Annotated in this window: 12 protein-coding genes; 6 read left to right on the forward strand and 6 right to left on the reverse strand. The window is 66.8% G+C overall.

Annotation, left to right across the window (positions count from 1 at the left end):
• The first annotated feature begins 270 nt into the window (after positions 1-270).
• Positions 271-786, forward strand: coding sequence for a cupin domain-containing protein (locus A7D17_RS01640; RefSeq protein ID WP_064507509.1), 516 nt, complete (start codon positions 271-273; stop codon positions 784-786).
• The gene (locus tag A7D17_RS01645) at positions 786-1,709 is read left to right on the forward strand and encodes an SMP-30/gluconolactonase/LRE family protein (RefSeq protein WP_064507510.1); all 924 of its coding nucleotides are present in this window, start codon (positions 786-788) and stop codon (positions 1,707-1,709) included. The genes A7D17_RS01640 and A7D17_RS01645 overlap by 1 nt, the downstream gene beginning before the upstream one ends.
• A 229-nt stretch (positions 1,710-1,938) precedes the next feature.
• Here A7D17_RS01645 and A7D17_RS01650 read toward each other — a convergent pair whose 3' ends face one another.
• The 3 genes from A7D17_RS01650 to A7D17_RS01660 form a co-directional block, all read right to left on the reverse strand.
• Positions 1,939-4,368 (reverse strand): hypothetical protein, encoded by a 2,430-nt coding sequence (locus A7D17_RS01650; RefSeq protein ID WP_064507511.1) that lies wholly within the window; start codon positions 4,366-4,368, stop codon positions 1,939-1,941.
• A 369-nt stretch (positions 4,369-4,737) separates the two neighbouring features.
• On the reverse strand, positions 4,738-6,915 hold the full coding sequence (locus A7D17_RS01655) for a translocation/assembly module TamB domain-containing protein (RefSeq protein ID WP_064507512.1): 2,178 nt from the start codon (positions 6,913-6,915) through the stop codon (positions 4,738-4,740).
• Between the two features lie 1,179 nt (positions 6,916-8,094).
• Positions 8,095-9,168: a 3-deoxy-7-phosphoheptulonate synthase gene (locus tag A7D17_RS01660; protein WP_064507513.1), complete on the reverse strand. Its 1,074-nt coding sequence runs from the start codon at positions 9,166-9,168 to the stop codon at positions 8,095-8,097.
• A gap of 777 nt (positions 9,169-9,945) precedes the next feature.
• On the opposite strand from A7D17_RS01660, the gene yjjJ reads away from it, so the two are divergent.
• Positions 9,946-11,331 (forward strand): type II toxin-antitoxin system HipA family toxin YjjJ, encoded by a 1,386-nt coding sequence (yjjJ, locus tag A7D17_RS01665; protein WP_064507514.1) that lies wholly within the window; start codon positions 9,946-9,948, stop codon positions 11,329-11,331.
• Between the two features lie 176 nt (positions 11,332-11,507).
• Here the strand turns inward: yjjJ and A7D17_RS01670 are convergent, their stop codons facing one another.
• From A7D17_RS01670 to A7D17_RS01680, 3 genes are all read right to left on the reverse strand, one after another.
• A complete protein-coding gene (locus A7D17_RS01670) occupies positions 11,508-14,321 on the reverse strand; it encodes a TonB-dependent receptor plug domain-containing protein (RefSeq protein WP_064507590.1) in 2,814 nt (937 codons plus the stop codon).
• Positions 14,322-14,842: 521 nt separating this feature from the next.
• Positions 14,843-16,483 (reverse strand): chaperonin GroEL, encoded by a 1,641-nt coding sequence (gene groL, locus A7D17_RS01675; RefSeq protein ID WP_039421754.1) that lies wholly within the window; start codon positions 16,481-16,483, stop codon positions 14,843-14,845.
• Positions 16,484-16,630: 147 nt separating this feature from the next.
• Positions 16,631-16,918, reverse strand: a complete 288-nt coding sequence (locus tag A7D17_RS01680; RefSeq protein ID WP_003483210.1) for a co-chaperone GroES — start codon at positions 16,916-16,918, stop codon at positions 16,631-16,633.
• Between the two features lie 453 nt (positions 16,919-17,371).
• On the opposite strand from A7D17_RS01680, the gene A7D17_RS01685 reads away from it, so the two are divergent.
• The 3 genes from A7D17_RS01685 to A7D17_RS01695 all read left to right on the forward strand — a co-directional run bounded on the left by A7D17_RS01685 (position 17,372) and on the right by A7D17_RS01695 (position 22,044).
• Positions 17,372-19,144, forward strand: a complete 1,773-nt coding sequence (locus A7D17_RS01685; RefSeq protein WP_064507515.1) for an endonuclease — start codon at positions 17,372-17,374, stop codon at positions 19,142-19,144.
• A gap of 245 nt (positions 19,145-19,389) precedes the next feature.
• The gene (gene cutA / locus A7D17_RS01690; RefSeq protein ID WP_064507516.1) at positions 19,390-19,713 is read left to right on the forward strand and encodes a divalent-cation tolerance protein CutA; all 324 of its coding nucleotides are present in this window, start codon (positions 19,390-19,392) and stop codon (positions 19,711-19,713) included.
• A 15-nt stretch (positions 19,714-19,728) separates the two neighbouring features.
• The gene (locus tag A7D17_RS01695; protein WP_064507517.1) at positions 19,729-22,044 is read left to right on the forward strand and encodes a protein-disulfide reductase DsbD family protein; all 2,316 of its coding nucleotides are present in this window, start codon (positions 19,729-19,731) and stop codon (positions 22,042-22,044) included.
• Positions 22,045-22,241: the final 197 nt, after the last annotated feature.

The raw sequence follows: 22,241 nt of genomic DNA on the forward strand, positions 1-22,241 counted from the left end.
GCATGCTCGCCTGCGCCGTGCAGTGCGCGACACCTGCGGCCGATGCCAGCGCTGACTGCATCTGGCCCTTCCTGCACACATGCAGCTGCATGCACGGCATACGGTATGGCGGTCCCGGCACCAGAACGCCTTGGCCATCTGCAACGCAGCATGCACGTAGATCACACGCAAGGGCGCAACGCCACGCGCGTTTTCGCTGCATTGAACAGATCGCTTACGCCGCCCTGACGATGCCCGTGCTGCACTGCGGTTTTCGCACGAGGCCCTGCCATGCCCACGCTCCTGCCTGCTGCATTGCTGCCGTCACAGATCCCGCTGGACAACGACGGCAACGATCTCGATCTGCCGCCCAGCCTGCCGTTCCTGCATCTGTGGACCGGCACGGACGGCAAGAGCCGGCTCAATCCCTCGCAATTGCCCGGCTTCGGCAGCAAGAGCGTGGGTGGCGGTGCGGCGCCGCAATGGCTGCGGCCCTTTCCCGGCAAGGTGCTCGGCATCCAGTTCGCGGTGCTGCCGGTGGGCTGGGTCGGCGACTGGCATGAGAGCCCGCATCCGCAATGGGTGATTCCGCTGCGCGGCCGCTGGTTCATCGAGACCGGCGACGGCACGCGTGTAGAGATGGGGCCTGGCGATATCCACTTCGGCCAGGACCAGGGCACTGCCGATGCACGCGGCCACCGCTCCGGCCAGCTGGGCGACACCCCTTGCCTGCAGATGCTGGTGCAGTTTGCGCAAGCGCCGGCCGCGGCGGTTGCGCATCCGTTCGGCCACGAGGCACCGCGCTGATGCAGGCGCACTGCCGTGTGCGTGCACCTGGCCCGGCGCAGCCAACGCACTGCGCACCGCCGCACGCGCACGCTGCGGCACTGGCCACGCGCCTGGGCGATGCACGGCTGTACACCTTGTACGACCAGGCCACCTGGTCCGAAGGCCCGGCCTGGTGGGAAGCGCACCGCACCCTGGTCTGGAGCGATGTCGTCGGCCGCCGCGTCCTGGGCTGGCGCGAAGACGGCGCAGTGGATGTGTTGCTGGATGCCACCGCCTTCACCAACGGCAACGCCGTGGATGCGCAGCAGCGGCTGGTGCATTGCGAACATGGGCGCCGCGCGATCACCCGCAGCGATGCACACGGCCGCGCACATCTGCTGGTGGGCCGTTTCGAGGGCAAGCGGCTCAACTCACCGAACGACCTGGCCGTGGCGCGCGACGGCGCGCTCTGGTTCACCGACCCACCCTTTGGCCTGCTCAAGCCCAGCCAGGGCTGTCCTGGCGAACAGGAGCTCGATTTCCACGGCGTGTACCGGCTACCGCCCGATGGCGGACCGTTGCAATGCCTGGCCCGGCTGGACCACCCCAACGGGCTGGCGTTTTCGCCCGATGAGCGGGTGTTGTATGTCTCGCAGACGCCTGAGCACGGCCCCGGCACACCGGAGATCACCGCCTTCGATTGGCACGATGGTGCACTGCACGATCCGCGCCGCTTTGCGGTGGTGCCCGAGGGCATTGCCGATGGTTTCTGCGTCGATGATCAGGGCTGGCTGTGGAGCAGTTCCGCCACCGGCATTTGCATCTTTGATCCCGCCGGGCGCCTGCTTGGGCAGGTGCCCACACCGCAGACCGCCTCCAATTGCACGTTCGACCCACCCCAACAGCGGCTCTTCATCACCGGTGGCAGTTCGCTATGGATGCTGCAATTGCAGGGAACATAAGCGGAACCACGCGGCGTGGCGACGCTGCGCACGCTTGACCTGGCAAACGCCAGGCAATAAAAAAGCCCGCTTGCAGCGAACTGCCAGCGGGCTTTGCTCCCTCCCCCACGTCGGGATGCAGGATCATAGTGCGCGCCCCGAATGCGACTTGCACGCTGCACTGCAAAACAACACCAGACAGTACAGAACTGGCTCAGTTTTCTTCACATGGTGCTGGCGCTGCAGGCGCTCACCGCAGCAGATCCGGCTGCGCCCGATACCACTCCGGCGCACGCAGCAGATGCCATTCGGGCGTGTCGTTGCGCAGGCCCACCGCCGCACTGAGCATGCCCCAGCGTGCAAGCAGGCTGCCGCTGCGTTGGCGGCCCTGCAGGCGTAGACGCGCATCGACCTGGAAGCGATCGTTACGCGCCTGCAGCCGATCGACGATGACCGTCTCGTCTTGCCAATGCACGCGGCCAGTCACCTGCGCCTGGCCTGCATCCACCAGCCGCAACATCCAGTTCGGAATGGAGCGGTCGCGTGCATACAACGCCATCAGAAATGCCAGGTCGCGTACCTGGATGCGCACCCGCCCATCCACACCGATCGGCTGCCGCCATTGCATGCGCGTATCGTCCAGCACGATGCGCGCCCACCATCCATCGCGACGCTGTCCATCCGGACCAGTAAAGCCGACGTTGCGCAGTTGCACGGTACTGGCATCGAGGCGAAAGGTTTCCTCGCGCAGATCGCCGCGCTGCAAGCGCAGATCCGCATCCACATCGCCACGCATCGCAAGCCCTGCAAATTGCAGGCGGGCCGCACGCGCACCGATGCGCAAACCACCGGTGCCGATCCTTCCACCCGGCTCGATCTTCAGGTCGCCACTGAGCACGCCGTTGCCGCCATCGAAGCGCAACTGCTGTTGCGGCAGATAGCGGTTGTACGCACGCAGATCCGGTACGCGTGCATTGGCAAAGGTCAGGTGCGCGCGCGTGGCATCGCGCAGGCTGGCCAGGTTGCGCGCATCGGCACGCGTGCGCAGGTCCAGCCGCAGATCACGGCCTTGCACGAACGGACGTGCCGGTGCATCGGTATGCGCAATCGAAAACTGCTGCATCTGCAGTGCGAGCGCGGGCAGCAACTGGCCGTTGGCGTCGGCGGCCACGCGCAGATCGGCACTGGCCTGGCCCGCGATCGCGTGGCCCATCACGCCCACCTGGGCACGCACATGCGGTACCTGCAGGCGGCTGCCGGCACCGAGGCGGCCACGGTCGATCCGCAGATCGGCATCCACCAGGCCATCGCCTTCCAGGGTGAGCCAGTCCACATCGGGAAACAGCGCCGGAATCCAGCTGAGCGAAGCCAGCTGCCAATGCAGGCGGGCATGCCCGGACGTCCGCGGCAACAACGCGCGCAGACCGCCCAGCGGCACCTGTCTGCCCTGCACGCGCAGATCCGCATCCAGGGTGAGTCCGGCATCGGCGGGCTCGGGCATGGCGATCTTCAGGCGCATGTCTTCATCCACCTGCAGCTGCGCGGTGAGTTCGCCCAGCAAGGCTGCCGGTGCGCGCGTGCTGTCGTGCAAGGGTGCGCGCCAGTGCAACTGGCTGCCAGGTTGCAGGGCGCCGCGCGCCCAGCGCAGCTCGCCGTCTGCGCGTCCCTTGCCCGGCCGGGTCACGACGCGGTGGCGCCCCTGCGCATTGCGCGTGACATCCAGCGCCGCGGTGCCGCCATGCACGGCCAGCAAGGCGTCGGAGAGCTGCAGCAACGCCACCCCACGCGCCTGATCGGGCCTGTGCCGGGCGATGCCGGCTTCCAGGCGGAGCTGCCCGTTGCGCAGCAGCTCGTTCTGGCCCCAACGCACACGCGCCTGGTCAAAGCTGGCACGCGAGGGATACAGCTCCATCGGCCCACCGCGCAGCTGCTTGAACACCCCCAACTGCAACTGCCCCTGCCCCTCGATGTGTAGCTGGTGCAGCGACAACGCCTGCACCAGCTCGGCGTCGATGCGGTCGAACTGCAGCGTCCATGCCCGAGCAACCGGCTGCTGGACTGCAGGCAGCTGCGTTCCCGGCCGAACAGCTGTTCTTGGCTGCGAAGCAGCGCCGTCTGCCTGACTGGAGGTTGTGCTGCCCGATGCCGTTGGCGTTGCAGCAGGCGCTGATGCCTGTGGCGCGGCAGTGACGGCAGCGCGCGCTTCCCCGGCGGCAGATTTCTCGGATATTGCGCCTGCGGTAGCGACGGGCCGCTGGGCGGAAGATGCGGCGCCACCAGATGACGGGTTTGCCACGGCTGCTGGCGGCGTTGTGGCCTGAAGCGCGGCACGCACGCCATGCACCTGCAACTGCGGCACCAGCAGTTGGCGGTGCAGCAGCGGCAACAGCCGGATCTGCCCGCTCATGCGCTGGGCACTGACCGTCCAGCGGTGACGCGTGGAGCGCCCCTGCAGGGCCACGTCCCATAACACCAGCCGACCCGGCCACCAGGTCAGCGCCGGCCCCCACTGCATGGCGAATGTGTCCGGCCTGCGATTGAGCGCGGCCGGTCCCAACGGGGTATTGAGCAGCAGGTTGCCCAGCAACAGATAGCCTGCGTACAGCGCGACCACGACCAGCAATGGCCAGCGCAGTGCGCGCGGTAGGGCGCGCCAGCGGGCGCGAGGCGGCATCGTCATGACGGCAGGCTCCTCAAGGACCGCGCACGCGGCGCCGCGCAGTGTGGCAAGCGGGCCGTGAGTGCGGTGCGCAGCGGGCTCCCCCTTGAGGTCGCCCGGCTTGCATCGCGGCCGCAGCCATGGCGGCGGGAGGGTTGCTGGTTGCGGTTGGCGACACAGCGTAGCCACCGATGCAACAGGTATCCCCGCGGCGCGCTGCCAGCATCCGCATGCACCACGCGCGAGGCGCGGCATGACCTTCTACGCCGCTACAACGCGGCACCATCGGAACGAGACATCAGTTCCACGCCGGCCTGCCAACCAACTGCCTGCGCACATCGCGCTTGAGGCGAAGCAGTTGCATGCGCGGCCTTCGGCCGGACGTGTGCCTTACTTGCTCCTGGACACCGCAGGCAACAGGCCAGGTTGCGACTCATACCACTCACGCGCGCCAGCCAGATGCCATTGACGTTGCTTGCCATCGAGTTCGATGCCGGCACCGAGCACGCCCCAGCGCAGGTAGAGATTGCCGCGGCGCTGTGCGTCGTCGAGCGCCAGGCGGGCACGCAAGGACAGGCGCTGGTTTTCGGCATGCAGATCATCGACGGTGAGTTGCTGCTTGCGCCAGCGCACCCGACCGGTTGCGTCGAGTTGCCCCGAGTCCAGCAAACCCACCACCCAGCGCGGATAATCGCTGCGTTGTGCGAACACCGACAACAGCGGTGCGGCATCGCGCATGTGCAACGCGGCATCGGCATCCAATTGGAACGGCGCGCTGGCCTGGATGGTGCCGGCACCGACCTGCAACTCGCCCCACCAGCCGGCATCGGCGCTGTCTTCTCCCACCCGCATGTTGCGCAGGCGCACGCGGGTGCCGCTGAGATCGAAGAACTTGTTCTTGAAGTCGGCACGCTGCAGCTGCGCCTGCAGTTCGGCGTCGCCGCGCATCTGCACACCGGCCAGCGCCAAATGCGCGCCCTGGCCGCGCAGATGGGCATGACCGCTGCCCACATCGCCGGAGGCGTTGAGCGCGACATCGCCGGTCAGGCTGCCGCGCCCGCCGAGCAGGCGCACGTTGTTGCCCGGCAGATAGCGGTTGTAGACGGTCAGGTCGGGCACCTGGGCATCGCTGAAACGCAGCTGCGCCTTCAGCGTGTCGCGCAGGCGCGCCAGCTCGGCGTCGCCATGCATGGCCAGCTGCAGGTCACGGCCATCCAGCAATACCTGCCGCGGCGCGTCGCGCGGCGCAGCCTTGAAGGTGGGAATGCTCACGTCCAGATGCGCCTGCGGCGTGGCGGCGTCGTCGATGCGCCCACGCGCGTTGGCAACGCCTGCCAGCCGCGTATCGAACACCTGCGCCACCGCTTCGACCCGTGGAATCTCCAGGCTGCTGCCACTGGTCAGCCGGCCCTGCGCCAGGCGCAGGTCGGCCTCGACCAGTCCGCCGCCTTCCAGCTGGAACCAGGGCTTGCGCACGAACAGCTCGGCAATCCAGTTCAGCGATTCGAACTTCCAGCGCCCCTGCACCTGACCGGACAGACGCGGCAGCACCTGCGCCGGCTGCTCGAACGGGATGCTGCGGCCGGCGATGCGCAGGTCGGCGTGCAACTCGCTTCCCGTGTCTTCATCGCGCGGCAACCGCGCCTGCAAGCGGATGTCCTGTGCCACGTCCAGTTGCAGCGCAAGCATGCCGCGGTCGGTGGCCCCCACCCCGGCCATCAGCGGCAGCCGCCATACCGCATGGCTGCCCGGCTGCAGTGCACCGTTGGCTAGCGCGATGTCGGCCTCCACCCTCGCCGCCGACGGCCCGCTGCGGATGTCCACGTGCGGTGCGCCGGTATCGATCTTCAGCGCCACCGTGCTGGCTTTCAGCTGCAGGCGCGCCTGGGTGATGCCGAGCTTGCGCAGTCCCGGGGCCTGGTCGCGGTAATGGCGCGGAAACTGAAACTGCGCATCCAGCTGGGCGCCATTGAAGACCTGGACGCCATCGTAGCTGACCACCGCATCCTCAAAGCCGGCTTCGGAGGCAAACAGTTCCGATGGCCCGCCCTTGAGCTGCTTCAGGAAGCCGACCTTGCCGTGCCCATTGCCGGCGATCAGCAACTTGCCCAGGCGCGCACTGCGGATGCTGTTGCTGGTGATCGCATCGAAGCGCAGCGTCCAGCCCCGGTTGCCGCGCGGTGGTGGCGGAATGGGGGTGTCGGAGCTGTCCACTTCTGCGCTGACATTGGTGGCATGCAACCACGGCAGGCGCACCTCGCGCCGGAACAGGGCCAGCAACGCGATACGCGCATGCGCGCGATCGGCGTGGAAGACGTACACGGTGCGGTTGGCCTGCCCGCGCATGCGCACGTTCCAGGCCATCACCTCGCCCGGGAACAGCGTCAGTGCCGGGCCGGTCTGCATGGTGAACTTGTGCGGCTGCCGGTTGGTGCTGGCATCGAACAACGGGGTATTGAGATAGAGGTTGCCGGCCAGCAGATACAGCACGTACAGCGCCAACACCACGACCACTGCAAGACGCCACGGCCGGGGCCAGCGCTGGAAGCGATCGCGAAGAGAGGGCATGGGCACGGGTGCAGGACGAGTCTGCAACCACTATCGCGGGTGCGTTGACGCAGGAGCGTGAATACGGGCGAAGGCTGGCGGCCGCAGGCGCGCTGCCTGATCCCGGTTCGGGGCAAGCTGTGAAGGCTCACGGGACTGCAGACTTCGTGCGCGGCCCTGGCGCCCACCGGGCGGTAGCCCTGGCTGCGGACGGGCGCGGCTATTCCCGCGGTGCACAGCTTGCCCTGGAAGCGCGATAACGCTCACCGGACAGCCGCGCTTGCCTGGCATTACCAGGCTGCGGTGATGCAGCCGTTTCTTCGGCGATAGGGTCTGCCTGCAAGGGCGAAGGCATGTCTCCAGACGGGCACACCGCACAGGGAGATTTCGCGGATCTTGTCGTGCGACTGGGCCACGCCAGCACGCCAGGCCGAAACCGCGGCCGCTGTGCGTCGCTGCGGGGTGATGCACGGCGGATGCCATGCATCTGCGGCGACATCGCCCAGTGACCTGATATTCCAGGCTGGCCGCCGTCAGCTGGCCAGGCACGGGCGACGTGAGCGATTAACCCGTTTGCAACTTCATGTCCGTCTGCGCCACGCAACGACATGCGCAGGTCATGTGCGCGGCGGATAACGTTGCCACCTGTTCGGTCGCGGTGCAGACGGCGCCCTCCTCCTGGCCACCGCAGCGACAGGTCACCGTGGGTGGTGTGTTCGATACGCCGGGCCGGCTGCTGAAGTCGGCCCGGCGCTTTTTCGCTTGCCCGGCAGCTCCCGAACCGGTACGACGCTCTCCGCAGAGGTGCCTGATTCGGCATGTATCTTTGCAACGGCGCGGTGTGTCGGGGCGACAGGCTTCTCCATCTCGCATCCATGCCGGTTGCATCGCGTGTCGAGCTGATCGAGTGCTGCGCGGTTGCCGGCAGAAGATGGTGCCGGACAAGGCCACGGGCCGAGCCTGCAAGATCGTCCACAGGCGCGGTTGCCGCGTCCACGCCATCACCGCGCAAACCGGAATCTGTAAGCCGCGACTCGCACAACGAACTCCGCAGTTTGCAGCGTCCAGCAAGGTGCTGGCCTCAACCTGCGACCAGCCGCCTGCACTGGCTGCAGCGGGCGGGGTCGGCCGCCTACCTGCTCAGCCCGTGCATGACCTCGTCGGCGCGTCCCGCATCGTCGACGCAGTCGGGACCGTGCCTCACGCAGCCTCATCGATGCGGCGTGCGCGACGCGTGCGCACTGCCGTCGCCAGCCGTTGCAGTACCTGCACCGAGGAGTCCCAGTCGATGCAGCCATCGGTAATGCTCTGGCCGTAAGTCAGCTCGCACCCGGGAACCAGTTCCTGGCGGCCGCCGACCAGATGGCTCTCGACCATGACGCCGACAATGCGCGTCTCGCCGCCTTCCAGCTGCGCTGCAATGTCCTCGACCACCTTGGGCTGGTTCTCGGGATTCTTGCTGCTGTTGGCGTGGCTGGCATCGATCATCAGGCGCGCCGGCAGGCCGGATGTGTTCAGCACCTGGCTCGCCGCCTCCACACTGGCCGCATCGAAATTGGGCACCTTGCCGCCACGCAGGATCACGTGGCAATCCGGGTTGCCGGCAGTGGCCGCCACCGCAGTGTGGCCGTCCTTGGTCACGGCCAGGAAATGGTGCGGATGCGAGGCCGCACCCACCGCGTCCACCGCAATCTTGACGTCGCCGCCGGTGCCGTTCTTGAAGCCCACCGGGCACGACAGCCCCGAGGCCATTTCGCGATGCACCTGGCTTTCGGTAGTGCGCGCGCCGATTGCGCCCCAGGCCACCAGGTCGGCGATGTACTGCGGCGAGATGATGTCGAGAAACTCGACGCCGGCCGGCAGGCCCAGGTTGTTGATGTCGCGCAGCAAGCCACGCGCCACGCGCAGGCCCTTGTTGATCTGGAAGCTGCCGTCCAGGTCCGGATCGTTGATCAAGCCCTTCCAGCCGATGGTGGTGCGCGGCTTTTCGAAGTACACCCGCATCACGATCTCCAGCGCATCGCCGAACTGGTCGCGCAACGGGCGCAGACGTTGCGCGTAGTCCATTGCGGCCACCGGGTCGTGGATCGAACAGGGCCCGATCACCACTGCCAGGCGGTCGTCGCGGCCGTGCAGGATTTCGTGCAGCGCGGCCCGCGATTCGGTCACGGTCTCGGAGGCGCGCTCATCGCAAGGCAGCAGCGCCAGCAGCTGCGAAGGAGGGGCAAGGGCTTCGATCTTGCGGATACGCAGGTCATCGGTCACAGGCGGCATAACGTTGTCTCGGGTCGGCAGTGCATCGGGGAAGCCAGGCAAAGCGGCAACAAAAAAGCCGCCAGTGAGCGCTGGCGGCTTTTCGGGAATGCTGCTGAAGTTTCCTTCAGGGTGAATGCACTCCTTCCTCCGCCAGCGGCATCGGAAAACCGTAGTACCAAAAATAAAACTGGCTGCGGGGTGCGTTCATGAGGTGCATTGATACCACGCGTGTTTGCGCGTTGCCACTGTTTCATCGGCAACGGACCCTGTGCATCGAAGCACTGGTTGCGTGGCGCGGCAAGGAGTCAAAGGCATGGCATCGACGGTTGATCGGGGCTACGGAATGCAATCCGATCGCTGTCGAGCTGCCGATGGGCCTACGTGCAGCGGCAGTGTCGCGGGATAGTCCTGCGCGTCACTGGCGCGGTGCGATCAAGACACTGGCGTGGAGATTCACCCGCCTGACAGCGCGCACCAGGTGCAAGGTCGCCTTGACCCCTGCACACCAAGGGACGTTTCAGGCCCGCTCCTCGTGGCGAGCGGATGCGGATACCGTGTCCAGCAGCTGTGACATGAGCGGTGCCGCACTGCCGACCTGTCAGTCCTCAGCGGCGGTTGGGGCGGTCCAGCTCTTGGGCAGGAGTGCGCTCCGGGCACTCTCCTAGCCCAGGAACACCGGAAGTATCGTTTCACCCTCACTGTTTGATGCGTCTCTAGACCCTGAAATTTACAATACAAATCAGTCACTTGTTACGCTATCAAGCATGATGTATCGTTTCAGAAATCGTTTCATACGTGATTTGCATGCCCCAGCCCGAAGCAATAGAACGCCTGGTCACCACGCTGCGCGTCAACGGCCCGTTGCGCGGCGCCGATCTTGCGGGTCGATTGGGCGTGAGCAAGGCAACCCTTTCTCGTCTGGTTGCCGCCGCAGGAACTGCGGTGCGGCGCTACGGCAGCGCGCGCGCCACCAGCTATGTCGCCGCGGGCGAGGTACGGGGCGTGCGCGCCTGGCCGCTCTACCGCATCGACAGCCATGCCCGCGTTGTGGCGCTGGGCCAGCTGCATGCACTCCATCACGACCATTTCTTCGTGGAGCTGCTGCGGGAAAACCCGGTGCTCCTGCATCCGCCGATGCAGCTGGGTGTGTTCGAGTCGCTGCCCTGGTTTCTGGATGACCAGCGCCCGCAGGGATTTCTCGGGCGCAATCTGGCACGTCGCGTCTCCGGGCCGTTGCGGCTCCCTGAAGATCTCATGCTGTGGTCGCCCAGTGACACACTCGTCGCGCTGCTGTCCGACGGTCACGACCAGCTCGGCGACCTGCTCGTTGGCGAGCATGCGCTGGCACGCGCGCTGTCGTCGATCGACCAGCCCGAGTGCATCGATCTCGAAGCGCGCCCGGAGGCCTATCTCCAGCACGCCGATGCCGCACTGCGCGGCGAGGACGTCGGCTCGTCCGCTGCAGGCGAGCAACCGAAGTTCACTGCCGTACTGCGCGAACACGGCGTGTATCGTCCGGTCATTGTGAAGTTCTCCGACCGGATCGATCAGCCGGCCGGGCGGCGCTGGGCGGACCTGCTGCAGATGGAGCACCTGGCCAACCAGGTGCTACTTGCCGGTGGCATCGCAGCCGCAACGACGCAGCGACTGGAGGCCGGCGAGCGCGTCTTTCTCGAATCCACGCGCTTCGATCGCACCCCGACGCTGGGCCGTCACGGCTTTGTTTCGTTGATGGCGATCTTTACCGCGTTCTATGGGCAGTCGGAGGTCGGCACATGGCGCGCGCTTGCGCCGCTGCTCAAACGCGATGGTTGGCTGAGTGCGGAAGATGCCGAGCGTCTTGAGGTGATCAGCTGGTTCGGCACGCTCATCGGCAACACCGACATGCATCTCGGTAACGCAGCGCTGATTCTTGCCGACACGCTGCCGCTGCGGCTCGCGCCGGTGTATGACATGTTGCCAATGGCGCTGCGGCCGGCATCCAGTGGCGAAATCGTGCCAAGGGATATCGAGAGTCCACCACCCGCGGTCGGTCAATTTGCACAATGGCGACGCGCCGCGGAGATGGCCGAACAGTTCTGGCAGCGGTCCATCGACGACGCGGGCTTGAGCGATCAGATGCGCGGCATCGCCACGCGTGCGTTGGCACGCTTGCACCAAACTGCATCGCGTCTTGCCTGATCGTCTTGCCTGATCGTCTTGTCTGATCTTCTTGTCTGATCTTCTTGCCTGATCGTCTTGCCTGATCGTCTTGCCTGATCGTCTTGCCTGATCGTCTTGCCTGATCGTCTTGCCTGATCGTCTTGCCACACGCCACGGCAACGGTGCCGTGGCGTGTCCGCCGCAATGACCCTCACTCAGAACGTGAACACATACTCCGCCGCCACTTCGCGGCCGATCGGGTTGAACAAGGTGGTGTTGTAGAAGCCGTAGCCGTAGAAGCGCTCCTTGTTCTCGTAGCCCACTTCGTTGAACACGTTGTTGACGTAGAAGTTGACCTTGGCGTGGTCGGTGATCCTGTAGCCGGTGCTGAGGTTCCAGTAGATCGCCGGGCCCACGCGGCCGAAGTAGCGCTTGCTGGTCTGGCCCAGATTCACGTTGCCGGTATCGGTGACCAGGCACTCGTCGGAGGCGCTGGGCTGGTAGCCGTCATCGAAGCGGGCGCAGGTGCCCCAGTTGACCGCGCGCATCGAGCCAAGCCGGCGGAAGTACACGGTCCAGTCCCAGGCGCCGCCGTTGTCCCAATGCACGCTGCCACGCACGCGGCTGCGCACGCGTTCGTCGCGACGGTTCTCGTCGCTGTCGGTACGGTAGATCTGTTCGCGATAGGCGATCAGATTGTTGTAGTCCAGCGACAGCTGGAAGTTGCCCCAGCCGGCCGTGCTCAGCCGGTATTTCAACGACGCATCGATGCCGGAGGTTTCCATCTGCGCCAGGTTGATCGGGCCGCGCTCGATGGCGGCGATGGTGCCGTCGGCATTGCGCGTCACGCGCGAGGTGATGGTGTCGCAGTAGCCGGTACCGCCGGGGTTGTTCCAGGCGCCGCCGCTGATGGTGGTGCCGGTGCGGCAGCCCGCTTCGGCCGACAGGATCTCGTCGCGGTCCAGGTCCTTGATCATTTCCTCCAGCTGGATGCGGTAGTAGTCCACGCTCAGCGACAGCCCCTGCACGATGTCCCACACCACGCCGCCGGTGAACGAGCGGCCGGTTTCCGAGCGCAGGTCCGGCGTGCCGCGACGGTTCACGTCCACGGTGTAGAAGATATTGTTGTTCTCGTCATTGCAGCCGCCGGTCTGGTACGCGCCGGAGGTGATGCAGCGGTACTGGTCGATCACGGTCTGGTTGGTGGAGCTGGGTTCGCCCAGCACGTAGTGCATGTCCGGTGCACGGAAGCTGGTGGCCAGGGTACTGCGCACCAGCAGGCTCTCCACCGGCCGCCACTCCAGGCCGGCGCTCCAGGTGGTGTCGCTCTGTTCGCCCACCTCGGTCTGGATGGCCGCAGACGAGCGATAGTTGCTGTAGCGGTCGTAGCGGCCGGCGATATTGGCGCTGAGCGTGGACAGCAGTGGAATCTGGAATTCCAGCCCGGCCGAACTACGCAGGCGCTCGCCACCCCCACTGTCGACCACATCCACCGGGTAGCACTCGTTGGCGCACGGGTCGGGCGAGAGCTGATAGCCCTGCTTGGCGACTTCGGCCACGGTGGCGAAGCGGATCGGCCCGGCCCAGCCCTGCACCACGTCGCCACTGAGGCTGAAAGCGGCCTGGTTCACCCACGAATAGGCCGAGTTATGCGACTTGGCAACCAGGTCGTCGTACTCGTTTCCGGACAACGGCGTATACCAGCGCGCCTCGTTGACCGCGTAGATCGGGTTGCCATCGGCACCAGTACCAAGCGGGCTGCCGAGAAAGTAACCGGTGGCGCGCGCGGTATCCACGGTGCGGATGTATTCGTCCACCGTGTAGCGCGAACGGCCCACGCTCAGCTCCCAGTCGAAGCGGTCGGCCCACACCCCGCGCAGGCCGGCGCCCAGATCCCAGGACTGCTCCTTGTTGTAGTTGGCCAGCCGGTCCCAGCCACCGGCTTCGCGGCGGGTGAGCTGGCGGATGGCATTCAACTGGCGCCCGGTGCGCGCATCCTGAAACGGCCCGAGCAGCACATACGGCGGGTCGTAGGTCCAGCGTCCGATGCTGCGGTTGGCCGACAGCGTGGCCCAGGCCTCGGTAGCCTCGCCGAACTTCCAGGTACCGTACAGATACGCCGAATAATCCTCGCTGCCGGTGACCAGGCCCCAGTCGCCGTAATCGCGCGCCATGCCGCAGTAACTGCCGGCGTCGGTGAGCGCACCGGTGTTCTGGTTGTAGCTCAGGCGCTGGCCGTCGATGAACTCGCCGCCGAAGCGCGCGCAGGTGCCCGCAGGCGGCGCCAGGCGCTCATTGGTGTTGGCGTCGACCAGGCTCAGGCCGGTGAACGGGTTGAAGCCATAGCGGCGGTTCTGCCCGGTCCAGTTGGAGTAGGACATGTCGTCCGAATCATCCATCTGCGGGCGATCGCGCCCGCTCAACGGATCGCGCCGGGTGGCCTGCAGCGCGTAGGTCACGCTCCAGTTCTCGCCGGTGCGCCCGCCGGCCCAGGACACGTCGAAACTGTCGCGGCCACCTTCGGTGGCGGTGCCGCCGCGCAGGCGCAGCTGGTCGCCCTGGTAGTCGCGCTTGAGGATCACGTTGATCACGCCGGCCACCGCGTCCGAGCCGTAGATCGCCGAGGCGCCGCCAGTGAGGATGTCGATGCGCTCCACCGCGGCGGCGGGGATGTTGCTGTAATTGGAGAAGTTGCTCTCGCCGCCATAGGGCAGCGGGTAATCGGCCACGCGGCGGCTGTTGACCAGCAGCAGGGTGCGCCCGGGCCCCAGATCGCGCAGGTTGATCGGCGAGGCGTTGGGCGTGTGCGAGCCCCACTGCGTGTCGGCTTCCACCGAGCCCTGCTGGTTCATGCTGTTGAGCACGTCGTAGACGGTGGCGAAGCCTTCCTGCTGGATCTGCTGCGCGGAGATGGTGACCACCGGCTGCGCGCCTTCGACCTGTGCGCGTTTGATGCGCGAGCCGGTGACGCTGACCGCGTCCAGGGTGGAGGTGGCGCGCGGTGTGTCCGGCTCGGTTTGCTGGGCCATGAGCGGCGACGCAGCGGCGGCCGCCAGTGCTAGGGACACGGAAATCGACAAGGCAAGACGATGGCTGCGGCAGTTCATAAGATCCCCGGGAGAAGCCGGACGTGGCCGGCGTGGCAGTGCACTGCAACGACGTCTGCCAGCGATGCATGCACCGCCGCCCCTTGTCCGATGGCCCCCCGACCACGCGGCGCAAACGCCTGCCCAGCGACGCTAGAACTGCGATGACATCGGTGTCAACACACTGTCACGCAAGTGTGCACTGGGTCGCATTCCACATGGAGTGCGCTGCAACGACACGGTTGCGTCCGCGACCTAGTTGCGCGGCATTGCGCAACGCGCGTGACAGGGTGCAAATCACCGTTGGCGGGCCTGCCCTGCGCATAGCGCGCAGCAAGACCTTGCCCGGCGCCTCAGCAATGCCTCGAACGCCCGCACCAGATCGAACAGCGGCAAATGTGGGGACATAAAAAACCCCGCCTTTCGGCGGGGTCCTTTGTGATGCAACAGCCAAGTGGCCTGGATCAGAAATCCATGCCGCCCATGCCGCCCATGCCACCGCCGGCCGGCATCGCCGGCTCGTCCTTCTTCGGTGCATCGGCCACCATGGCTTCGGTGGTGATCATCAGGCCGGCGATCGAGGCGGCGTTCTGCAGCGCCGAACGGGTGACCTTGGTCGGATCCAGGATGCCGAACTCGACCATGTCGCCGAACTCGCCGTTGGCCGCGTTGTAACCGTAGTTGCCGGTGCCTTCCTTGACCTTGTTCAGGATCACGGACGGCTCTTCGCCGGCATTGGCCACGATTTCGCGCAGCGGGGCTTCCATCGCGCGCAGGGCGATCTGGATGCCATGGGTCTGGTCTTCGTTGGCACCGGTCAGGTTGCCGACGGCCACCAGCGCACGCACCAGGGCCACACCGCCGCCCGGGACCACGCCTTCTTCGACGGCTGCACGGGTGGCGTGCAGGGCGTCTTCGACGCGCGCCTTCTTTTCCTTCATTTCGATTTCGGTCGATGCGCCGACCTTGATCACGGCAACGCCGCCGGCCAGCTTGGCCACGCGTTCCTGCAGCTTTTCACGGTCGTAATCGGACGAGGTGTCTTCGATCTGGGTCTTGATCTGGCCGACGCGCGACTCGATCGCGGCCGAATCGCCAGCACCGTCGATGATGGTGGTGTTCTCCTTGGAGACCTGCACCTTCTTCGCACGGCCCAGGTCCTTGATCGTGGCCTTCTCCAGCGCCAGACCCACTTCCTCGGAGATCACGGTGCCGCCGGTCAGCACGGCCATGTCTTCCAGCATCGCCTTGCGACGGTCGCCGAAGCCCGGTGCCTTGACGGCCACGACCTTGACGATGCCACGGATGGTGTTGACCACCAGGGTCGCCAGCGCTTCGCCTTCGACTTCTTCGGCGACGATCAGCAGCGGCTTGCCGGCCTTGGCCACGCCTTCCAGCACGGGCAGCAGGTCACGCACGTTGGAGATCTTCTTGTCGTGCAGCAGGATGAACGGGTCGTCCAGGTCGGCCGACTGGCTCTGCTGGTTGTTGATGAAGTACGGGGAGAGGTAGCCGCGATCGAACTGCATGCCCTCGACCACGTCCAGCTCGTTTTCCAGGCCCGAGCCTTCTTCAACGGTGATCACGCCTTCCTTGCCGACCTTCTGCATCGCTTCGGCAATGATGTTGCCGATCGATTCGTCCGAGTTGGCCGAGATGGTGCCGACCTGGGCGATCGCCTTGTCGTCGGTGGTGGGCTTGGAGATGTTCTTCAGCTCGATGACGGCGGCCTTGACGGCCTGGTCGATACCACGCTTGAGGTCCATCGGGTTCATGCCGGCGGCCACAGCCTTGGCGCCTTCGCGGATCAGGGCCTGGGCCAGCACGGTGGCGGTGGTGGTGCCGTCGCCAGCGTTGTCGTTGGTCTTGGAAGCGACTTCCTTGACCATCTGCGCGCCCATGTTCTCGAACTTGTCAGCCAGTTCGATTTCCTTGGCGACGGAGACGCCGTCCTTGGTGATGGTCGGCGCGCCGAAGCTCTTTTCGAGCACGACGTTGCGGCCCTTCGGGCCTAGGGTGGCCTTGACGGCATTGGCAAGCACGTTGACGCCACGAACCATGCGGGTACGTGCGTCTTCACCGAAACGAATGTCTTTAGCAGCCATTTGTATGTAACTCCGGAAATGGGGAATAGGGAATGGGGAATCGGTAGATCAACCGCGTGAATCGGGGCGGGGTGGGATGGCGAAGGGCGTTAGCCGCTTTGCCCATTCCCGATTCCCAACTCCCGATTCCCGGCGCATAGCGCCTGATCAGCCGATGACGGCCAGAATGTCGTCTTCGCGCAGCACCTTGTACTCGACGCCTTCGGACTTGTAGCTGCTGCCGGCGTACTGGCCGTAGATGACCTTGTCGCCAACCTTGACCACCGGCGCGCGCAGGCTGCCGTTGTCCAGCGGCTTGCCGGCGCCGATGGCGACGACTTCACCCTTGGTGGACTTTTCCTTGGCGGAGTCCGGGATCACGATGCCGCCGGCGGAAACTTCGTCGGCTTCGATCGGCTTGACTACAACGCGGTCGTGAAGCGGCTTGATGCTCATAGAGAAAGACCCTCTTAAGTGATTGATTGGTCTGGAAATTATCGGCGATGTTAGCACTCGCACATGACGACTGCCAGCACAGCGCGCGGAAAAAACCCGACAGAGCGGGTGCGGGCCAGAGATTGTGCTGGGCGGGCAGGTTTCAAGGGCCGGGCGCAAAAAATTTTCATCCGCTCGACACGCACGGGCCACCGTGCAACCGGGCAAGGCATGAAGAATCGGGCCGGGTGCATGCGCCGCGACGTGCCGGGCACAGCCACGCACGGGCGATCGCCTGGAGCGCGGCCGGCGCCGGTGATCGAGGCGGCTCGGCGCACTGCACCGATGTCGCGCCACGCACCGCACCCTGCCCTCCCGCGCGTTTATTGCCCTGAAAATGGAACCAGGTTCCATCGGCTGTCATGCACAGGCTCTACAGTCGCCAACGCATTCCCCGATCACAAGGAGCTGTCGATGAGGTTGCCGTTCCGTAGTCTTCCGCTGGCCTGCGCCGTTGCCCTGGCCGTCCCCACCGCCCACGCCGCGGTGTTCATCAACGAACTGCATTACGACGACGCGGGCGCCTCCGGCGACACCGGCGAAGGCGTGGAAGTGGTGGCCACCGCCGGCGAATCGCTGAGCGGCTACCGCATCCAGCTCTACAACGGCAGCACCCCGGGTGCGGCCACGGTCTACGCCACCACCGCGGTACCGGCCGGCAGCCTGGTCAGCTGCGGCAGCCAGGTGCGCGTGGCCACGGTCGGCTACGCCAGCAACGGCGTACAGAATGGGCCCAACGACGGCGTGGCGCTGGTCGACCCCAACGGCCAGCTGGTGCAGTTCCTCAGCTACGAAGGCGCCATCACCGGCAGCGGTGGCGCGGCGGCCGGTGTCACCAGCCAGAACCTGCCGGTCAGCGAGAGCAACAGCAGCGCGGTCGGCAGTTCGCTGCAACTCACCGGCACCGGCAGTGCGGCGGCCAACTTCAGCTGGGCGGGCTCGGCGGCGCAGACCTTTGGCGCCTGCAACCGCGGCCAGACCTTCAACGGCAGCGGCGGTGGCGGCACGACCGGTGCACCGACGATCACCAGCACCACGCCCACCCAGGGCGCGAGCGGCTTCCCGGCGGCCGGCGATCTGGCGGTGGGCTTCAGCGAGGCGGTGACGCTGAGCAGCGGCGCCTTTGCGCTGAGCTGCGCCGGCTCCGGCACGGTGGCGCTCAGCTATCCAACCAGCGGCACCCGCTTCACCCTGTCCACCAATACCGCACTGGTCGGCGGCGAGCGTTGCACCCTGGCGATCACCGCCAGCGCCATCCGCGATGCCAGCGGGCTGAGCCCGGCGGCCAATCAGTCGATCGCCTTCACCGTGGCCACCGCCAGCGGCGGCGGCACCGGCTACTACTCGCGGGTGAACACCACCAGTCCCAGCCAGCTGCGCTGCTCGCTCAACGCCACCATCCGCGGCCACACGGTCTACCCGTACAGCGGCACCGGCACCAGCACCTGGACCATCCTGGAGATGGCCGACGAAGACCCCAACAACAGCGGCCGCATCCTGGACGCCTACCGCAACCGCAGCTACGCCAAGGGTAGCGACCGGGCCGGCACCGGCAGCGGGCTGACCTACAACCGCGAACACACCTGGCCCAACTCGCTGGGCTTCGGCAGCGCCACCGGCGACCGCGGCCTGCCGTATGCGCCCTACACCGACACCCACATGCTGTATTTGACGGACACCACCTTCAACGCCGACCGCGGCAACAAGCCCTACGCCACCTGCACCAGCAGCTGCGGCGAACGGGTGACCGAGGTCAACGACGGCAGTGGCGGCGGCAGCGGGCGCTATCCGGGCAATTCCAACTGGGTGCGCACGCCAGACGGCAACGGCGGCACCTTCGAGGTGTGGGGCAAGCGCAAGGGCGACATGGCACGCGCGGTGATGTACATGGCGATCCGTTACGAAGGCGGGCTTGATGCGGCCACCGGCCAGTCCGAACCGGACCTGGAACTCACCGACGACCGCAGCCGGATCGTGCAGACCGCGTCCTCGCCCGCCTACATGGGGCTGCTGTCCACGCTGCTGGCCTGGCACCAGGCCGACCCGCCGGACGATGCCGAGCGCGCCCGCAACCAGGTGATCTTCAGCTTCCAGGGCAACCGCAACCCGTTCGTCGACCACCCCGAATGGGCCACCGCCGGCCTGTTCACCTCGGCCAAACCGGCCAGCTGCCAGCTGGCCAACTGAGCGATACCGGCCCGGCGCGGGATGCGTCGGGCCGGTGCGCTGTGTCTGCGGAGCTGTGCTTGCGATGACTACGCGCTGCCACGCCGGCAACGCATGCACCCGAGTCAACCACCGCAGGCTGATGACCTTCAGTTTCTGCCGGCCTTTCGCACCCCACTGGCACGCCAACCGCGGGCGAAATGGATGCCGCGTTCCGGAACCCGCGGTCGATCCCCCGCAGGCAGGGGATTACACTGCCGGGTCCGATGACTGCCTCTTCCCTCCATCTGTTGCTCAGCACCTGCCCGGATGCCGACAGCGCCGACCGCATCGCCCATGCCCTGCTGGACGAGCGCCTGGCCGCCTGCGTCACCCAGCTGCCCGGCGTGCAGTCGCTGTATCGCTGGAACGGGGTGATCGAGCGCAGCCAGGAAGTGCAGTTGCTGATCAAGACCTGGGAAGACCGCCTGCCGGACGCCATCGCGCGGCTGCAGGCGCTGCATCCGTATGAACTGCCGGAGGCGGTGGCGGTCCAAGCCAGCGCCGGGCTGCCGGCCTATCTCGATTGGGTCCGGGCCGAAACCCGCTAAGGAATCCTGACGTCCATGAAGTTTCTGTCCCGCTGGATCGCCCGCTGCGCACGGCTGTCCGCCCCTGTCATCGCCGCCTCGCTCGCCCTGGTGGCACCCGCCGCGCAAGCGGTCAGCGAAGCCGACCTGCTGCCGGTGGACCAGGCCTTCGTGCTGAGTGCGCAGGCCGAGGGCCGCGACAGCATTGCGCTGCAGTGGAAGATCGCGCCGGGCTATTACCTGTACCGCCACCGCATCAGCGTCAAATCCGGCCAGGGCTTCAGCGCCGGCGAACTGGCCCTGCCGGAGGGCGAGAGCAAGCACGACGAGTTCTTCGGCCAGGTGCAGACCTACCGCAAGCTGCTGCAGGCCACCCTGGCCGGCAAGGCCGAGCCGTCGCTGCAGACCGCGGTACTGCAGGTGCAGTACCAGGGATGCGCCGACGCCGGCGTGTGCTACCCGCCGCAGCGCCGCGAGATTCGCGTCACCCTGCCCGGCGCAGTAGCCGCCGATGCTGCCCCGCCGCGCGAGAACCTGGGCGCACTGGTGCCGCGCAACGCCTCCGGCCCACGGCTGTTCGGCGCCACCGGCCAGCCCGCCGGCATGGAGGCGCTGCCGCTGCCGGCCGAGCAGGCGTTCACTTTCGAGGCCATCGTCGGCGATGGCAACAGCCTGCTGCTGCGCTTCACCCCGGCGCCGGGCTACTACCTCTACCGCGACCGCACCTCGCTGGCGCTGGAAGGCAGCAGCGGCGTGCGTACCGGCCTGCCGCGCTGGCCGCAGGGCAAGACCCACCGCGACGAGCACTTCGGCGATGTGGTGGTGTATTTCGACCAGGCCGAAGTCACCCTGCCACTGCTGCGCGAGCGCGCCGACCCGGCGCGGGTGACCCTGGTGGCCACCTTCCAGGGCTGCCAGACCGATGGCATCTGCTATCCGCCGATGACCCGCCGCGTGGCGCTGGAGCTGCCCGCCGGCACGGTGTCGCCGCAAAACCAGGCGCAGGCCGCGCCGCTGATGATTTCGCCGCTGGCCGCCGGGCAGACGCCTGCCGAACCGGCTCCGGCCCAAGCCGCGCTGGGCGCCGCGCGCGCGACTGCCGACGCCTCGGCCGACAACCCGCAGCGCACCCAGCCGCCGCATACCGACAAGGGCCTGTTGGCGATGCTGGCGCTGGCCCTGCTCGGCGGGCTGGTGTTGAACCTGATGCCGTGCGTGCTGCCGATCCTGTCGCTGAAGGTGCTGGGCCTGGCCCATAGCGGCGAGAGCCGTAGCCACGCGCGCAGCCATGCCATCTGGTATTCGCTGGGCGTGCTGGTGTCCTTTGCCGCCATCGGCGGGCTGGTGATCGCCCTGCGTGCGGCCGGCCAGGCGGCCGGCTGGGGTTTCCAGCTGCAGCAGCCGTGGTTTGTGGCGGCACTGGCGTATCTGATGTTTGCGGTAGGCCTGAGCCTGTCGGGCGTGTTCACCCTGGGCAGCAACCTGGGCGGCATCGGCCAATCGCTGGCCGCGCGCAATGGCCCGTTGGGCGACTTTTTCACCGGCGTGCTGGCCTGTGTGGTCGCCAGCCCCTGCATCGCCCCGTTCATGGGCACCGCCCTGGCCTATGCGTTCACCGCGCCTGCACTGCTGGCGATGCTGGTGTTTCTGGCGCTGGGCCTGGGGCTGGCGCTGCCGTTCCTGCTGATCGGCTTCATCCCCTCGCTGGCGCGGCGTCTGCCCACGCCCGGCGCGTGGATGGAAACACTCAAGCAGGTGCTGGCATTCCCGATGTACCTCACCGCGATCTGGCTGCTGTGGGTGCTGGGCAAGCAGCGCGGCGTGGACGCCGTGGCGCTGATGCTGGTGGGCGCCACGCTGCTGGCGCTGGGCCTGTGGTGTTTCGAGCGCAGCCGCTGGAGCAGCAATCGCCCCGGCATGCGTCTGGCCGCGGTCATGCTGGTGCTGGCCATCGTGCCGGTGGTGGGCGTCACCCGCCTGCGCCTGCCAGCGGCCACCGCCGCCAGCGACGGCGTGGTCGCCTTCTCGCCGCAGTTGCTGGACCGCCTGCGCGCCGACAACCGCGTGGTGTTCGTCAACATGACCGCCGACTGGTGCGTGACCTGCAAGGCCAACGAAAAGAACGTGCTGGGCAGCGCCGACTTCCGCGACGCGCTGCGCCGGGTGGATGCGGTGTACATGAAAGGCGACTGGACCAATGTGGACCCGGCCATCAGCACCTTCCTGGACCAGCACCAAGCCGTGGGCGTGCCGCTGTACGTGGTCTATGGCCCCGGCGCCCCGCCGGCGATCCTGCCCACCGTGCTGACCGGCGCGATCACCGAGGATGCGTTGCTGCGCGCGGCGCGGTGAACGACCTCTTCGACGCCCGATGCATGCGTCTTGCGGGGGGCGCTGCACACGCATGAGGGTCGTGCCTGCAAGGCGATCTGAAGAACATGCGCGCCTTGCTGTCGCCGGCAGCCCGCCCCGCTCGCCGGCGCACGGCTGATGCTACAAGATGCCGACGACCATCATCCATCGCGATCGATCCCGGAAACGATTAACTC

It is taken from the genome of Xanthomonas floridensis (assembly GCF_001642575.1).
Taxonomy (GTDB): domain Bacteria; phylum Pseudomonadota; class Gammaproteobacteria; order Xanthomonadales; family Xanthomonadaceae; genus Xanthomonas; species Xanthomonas floridensis.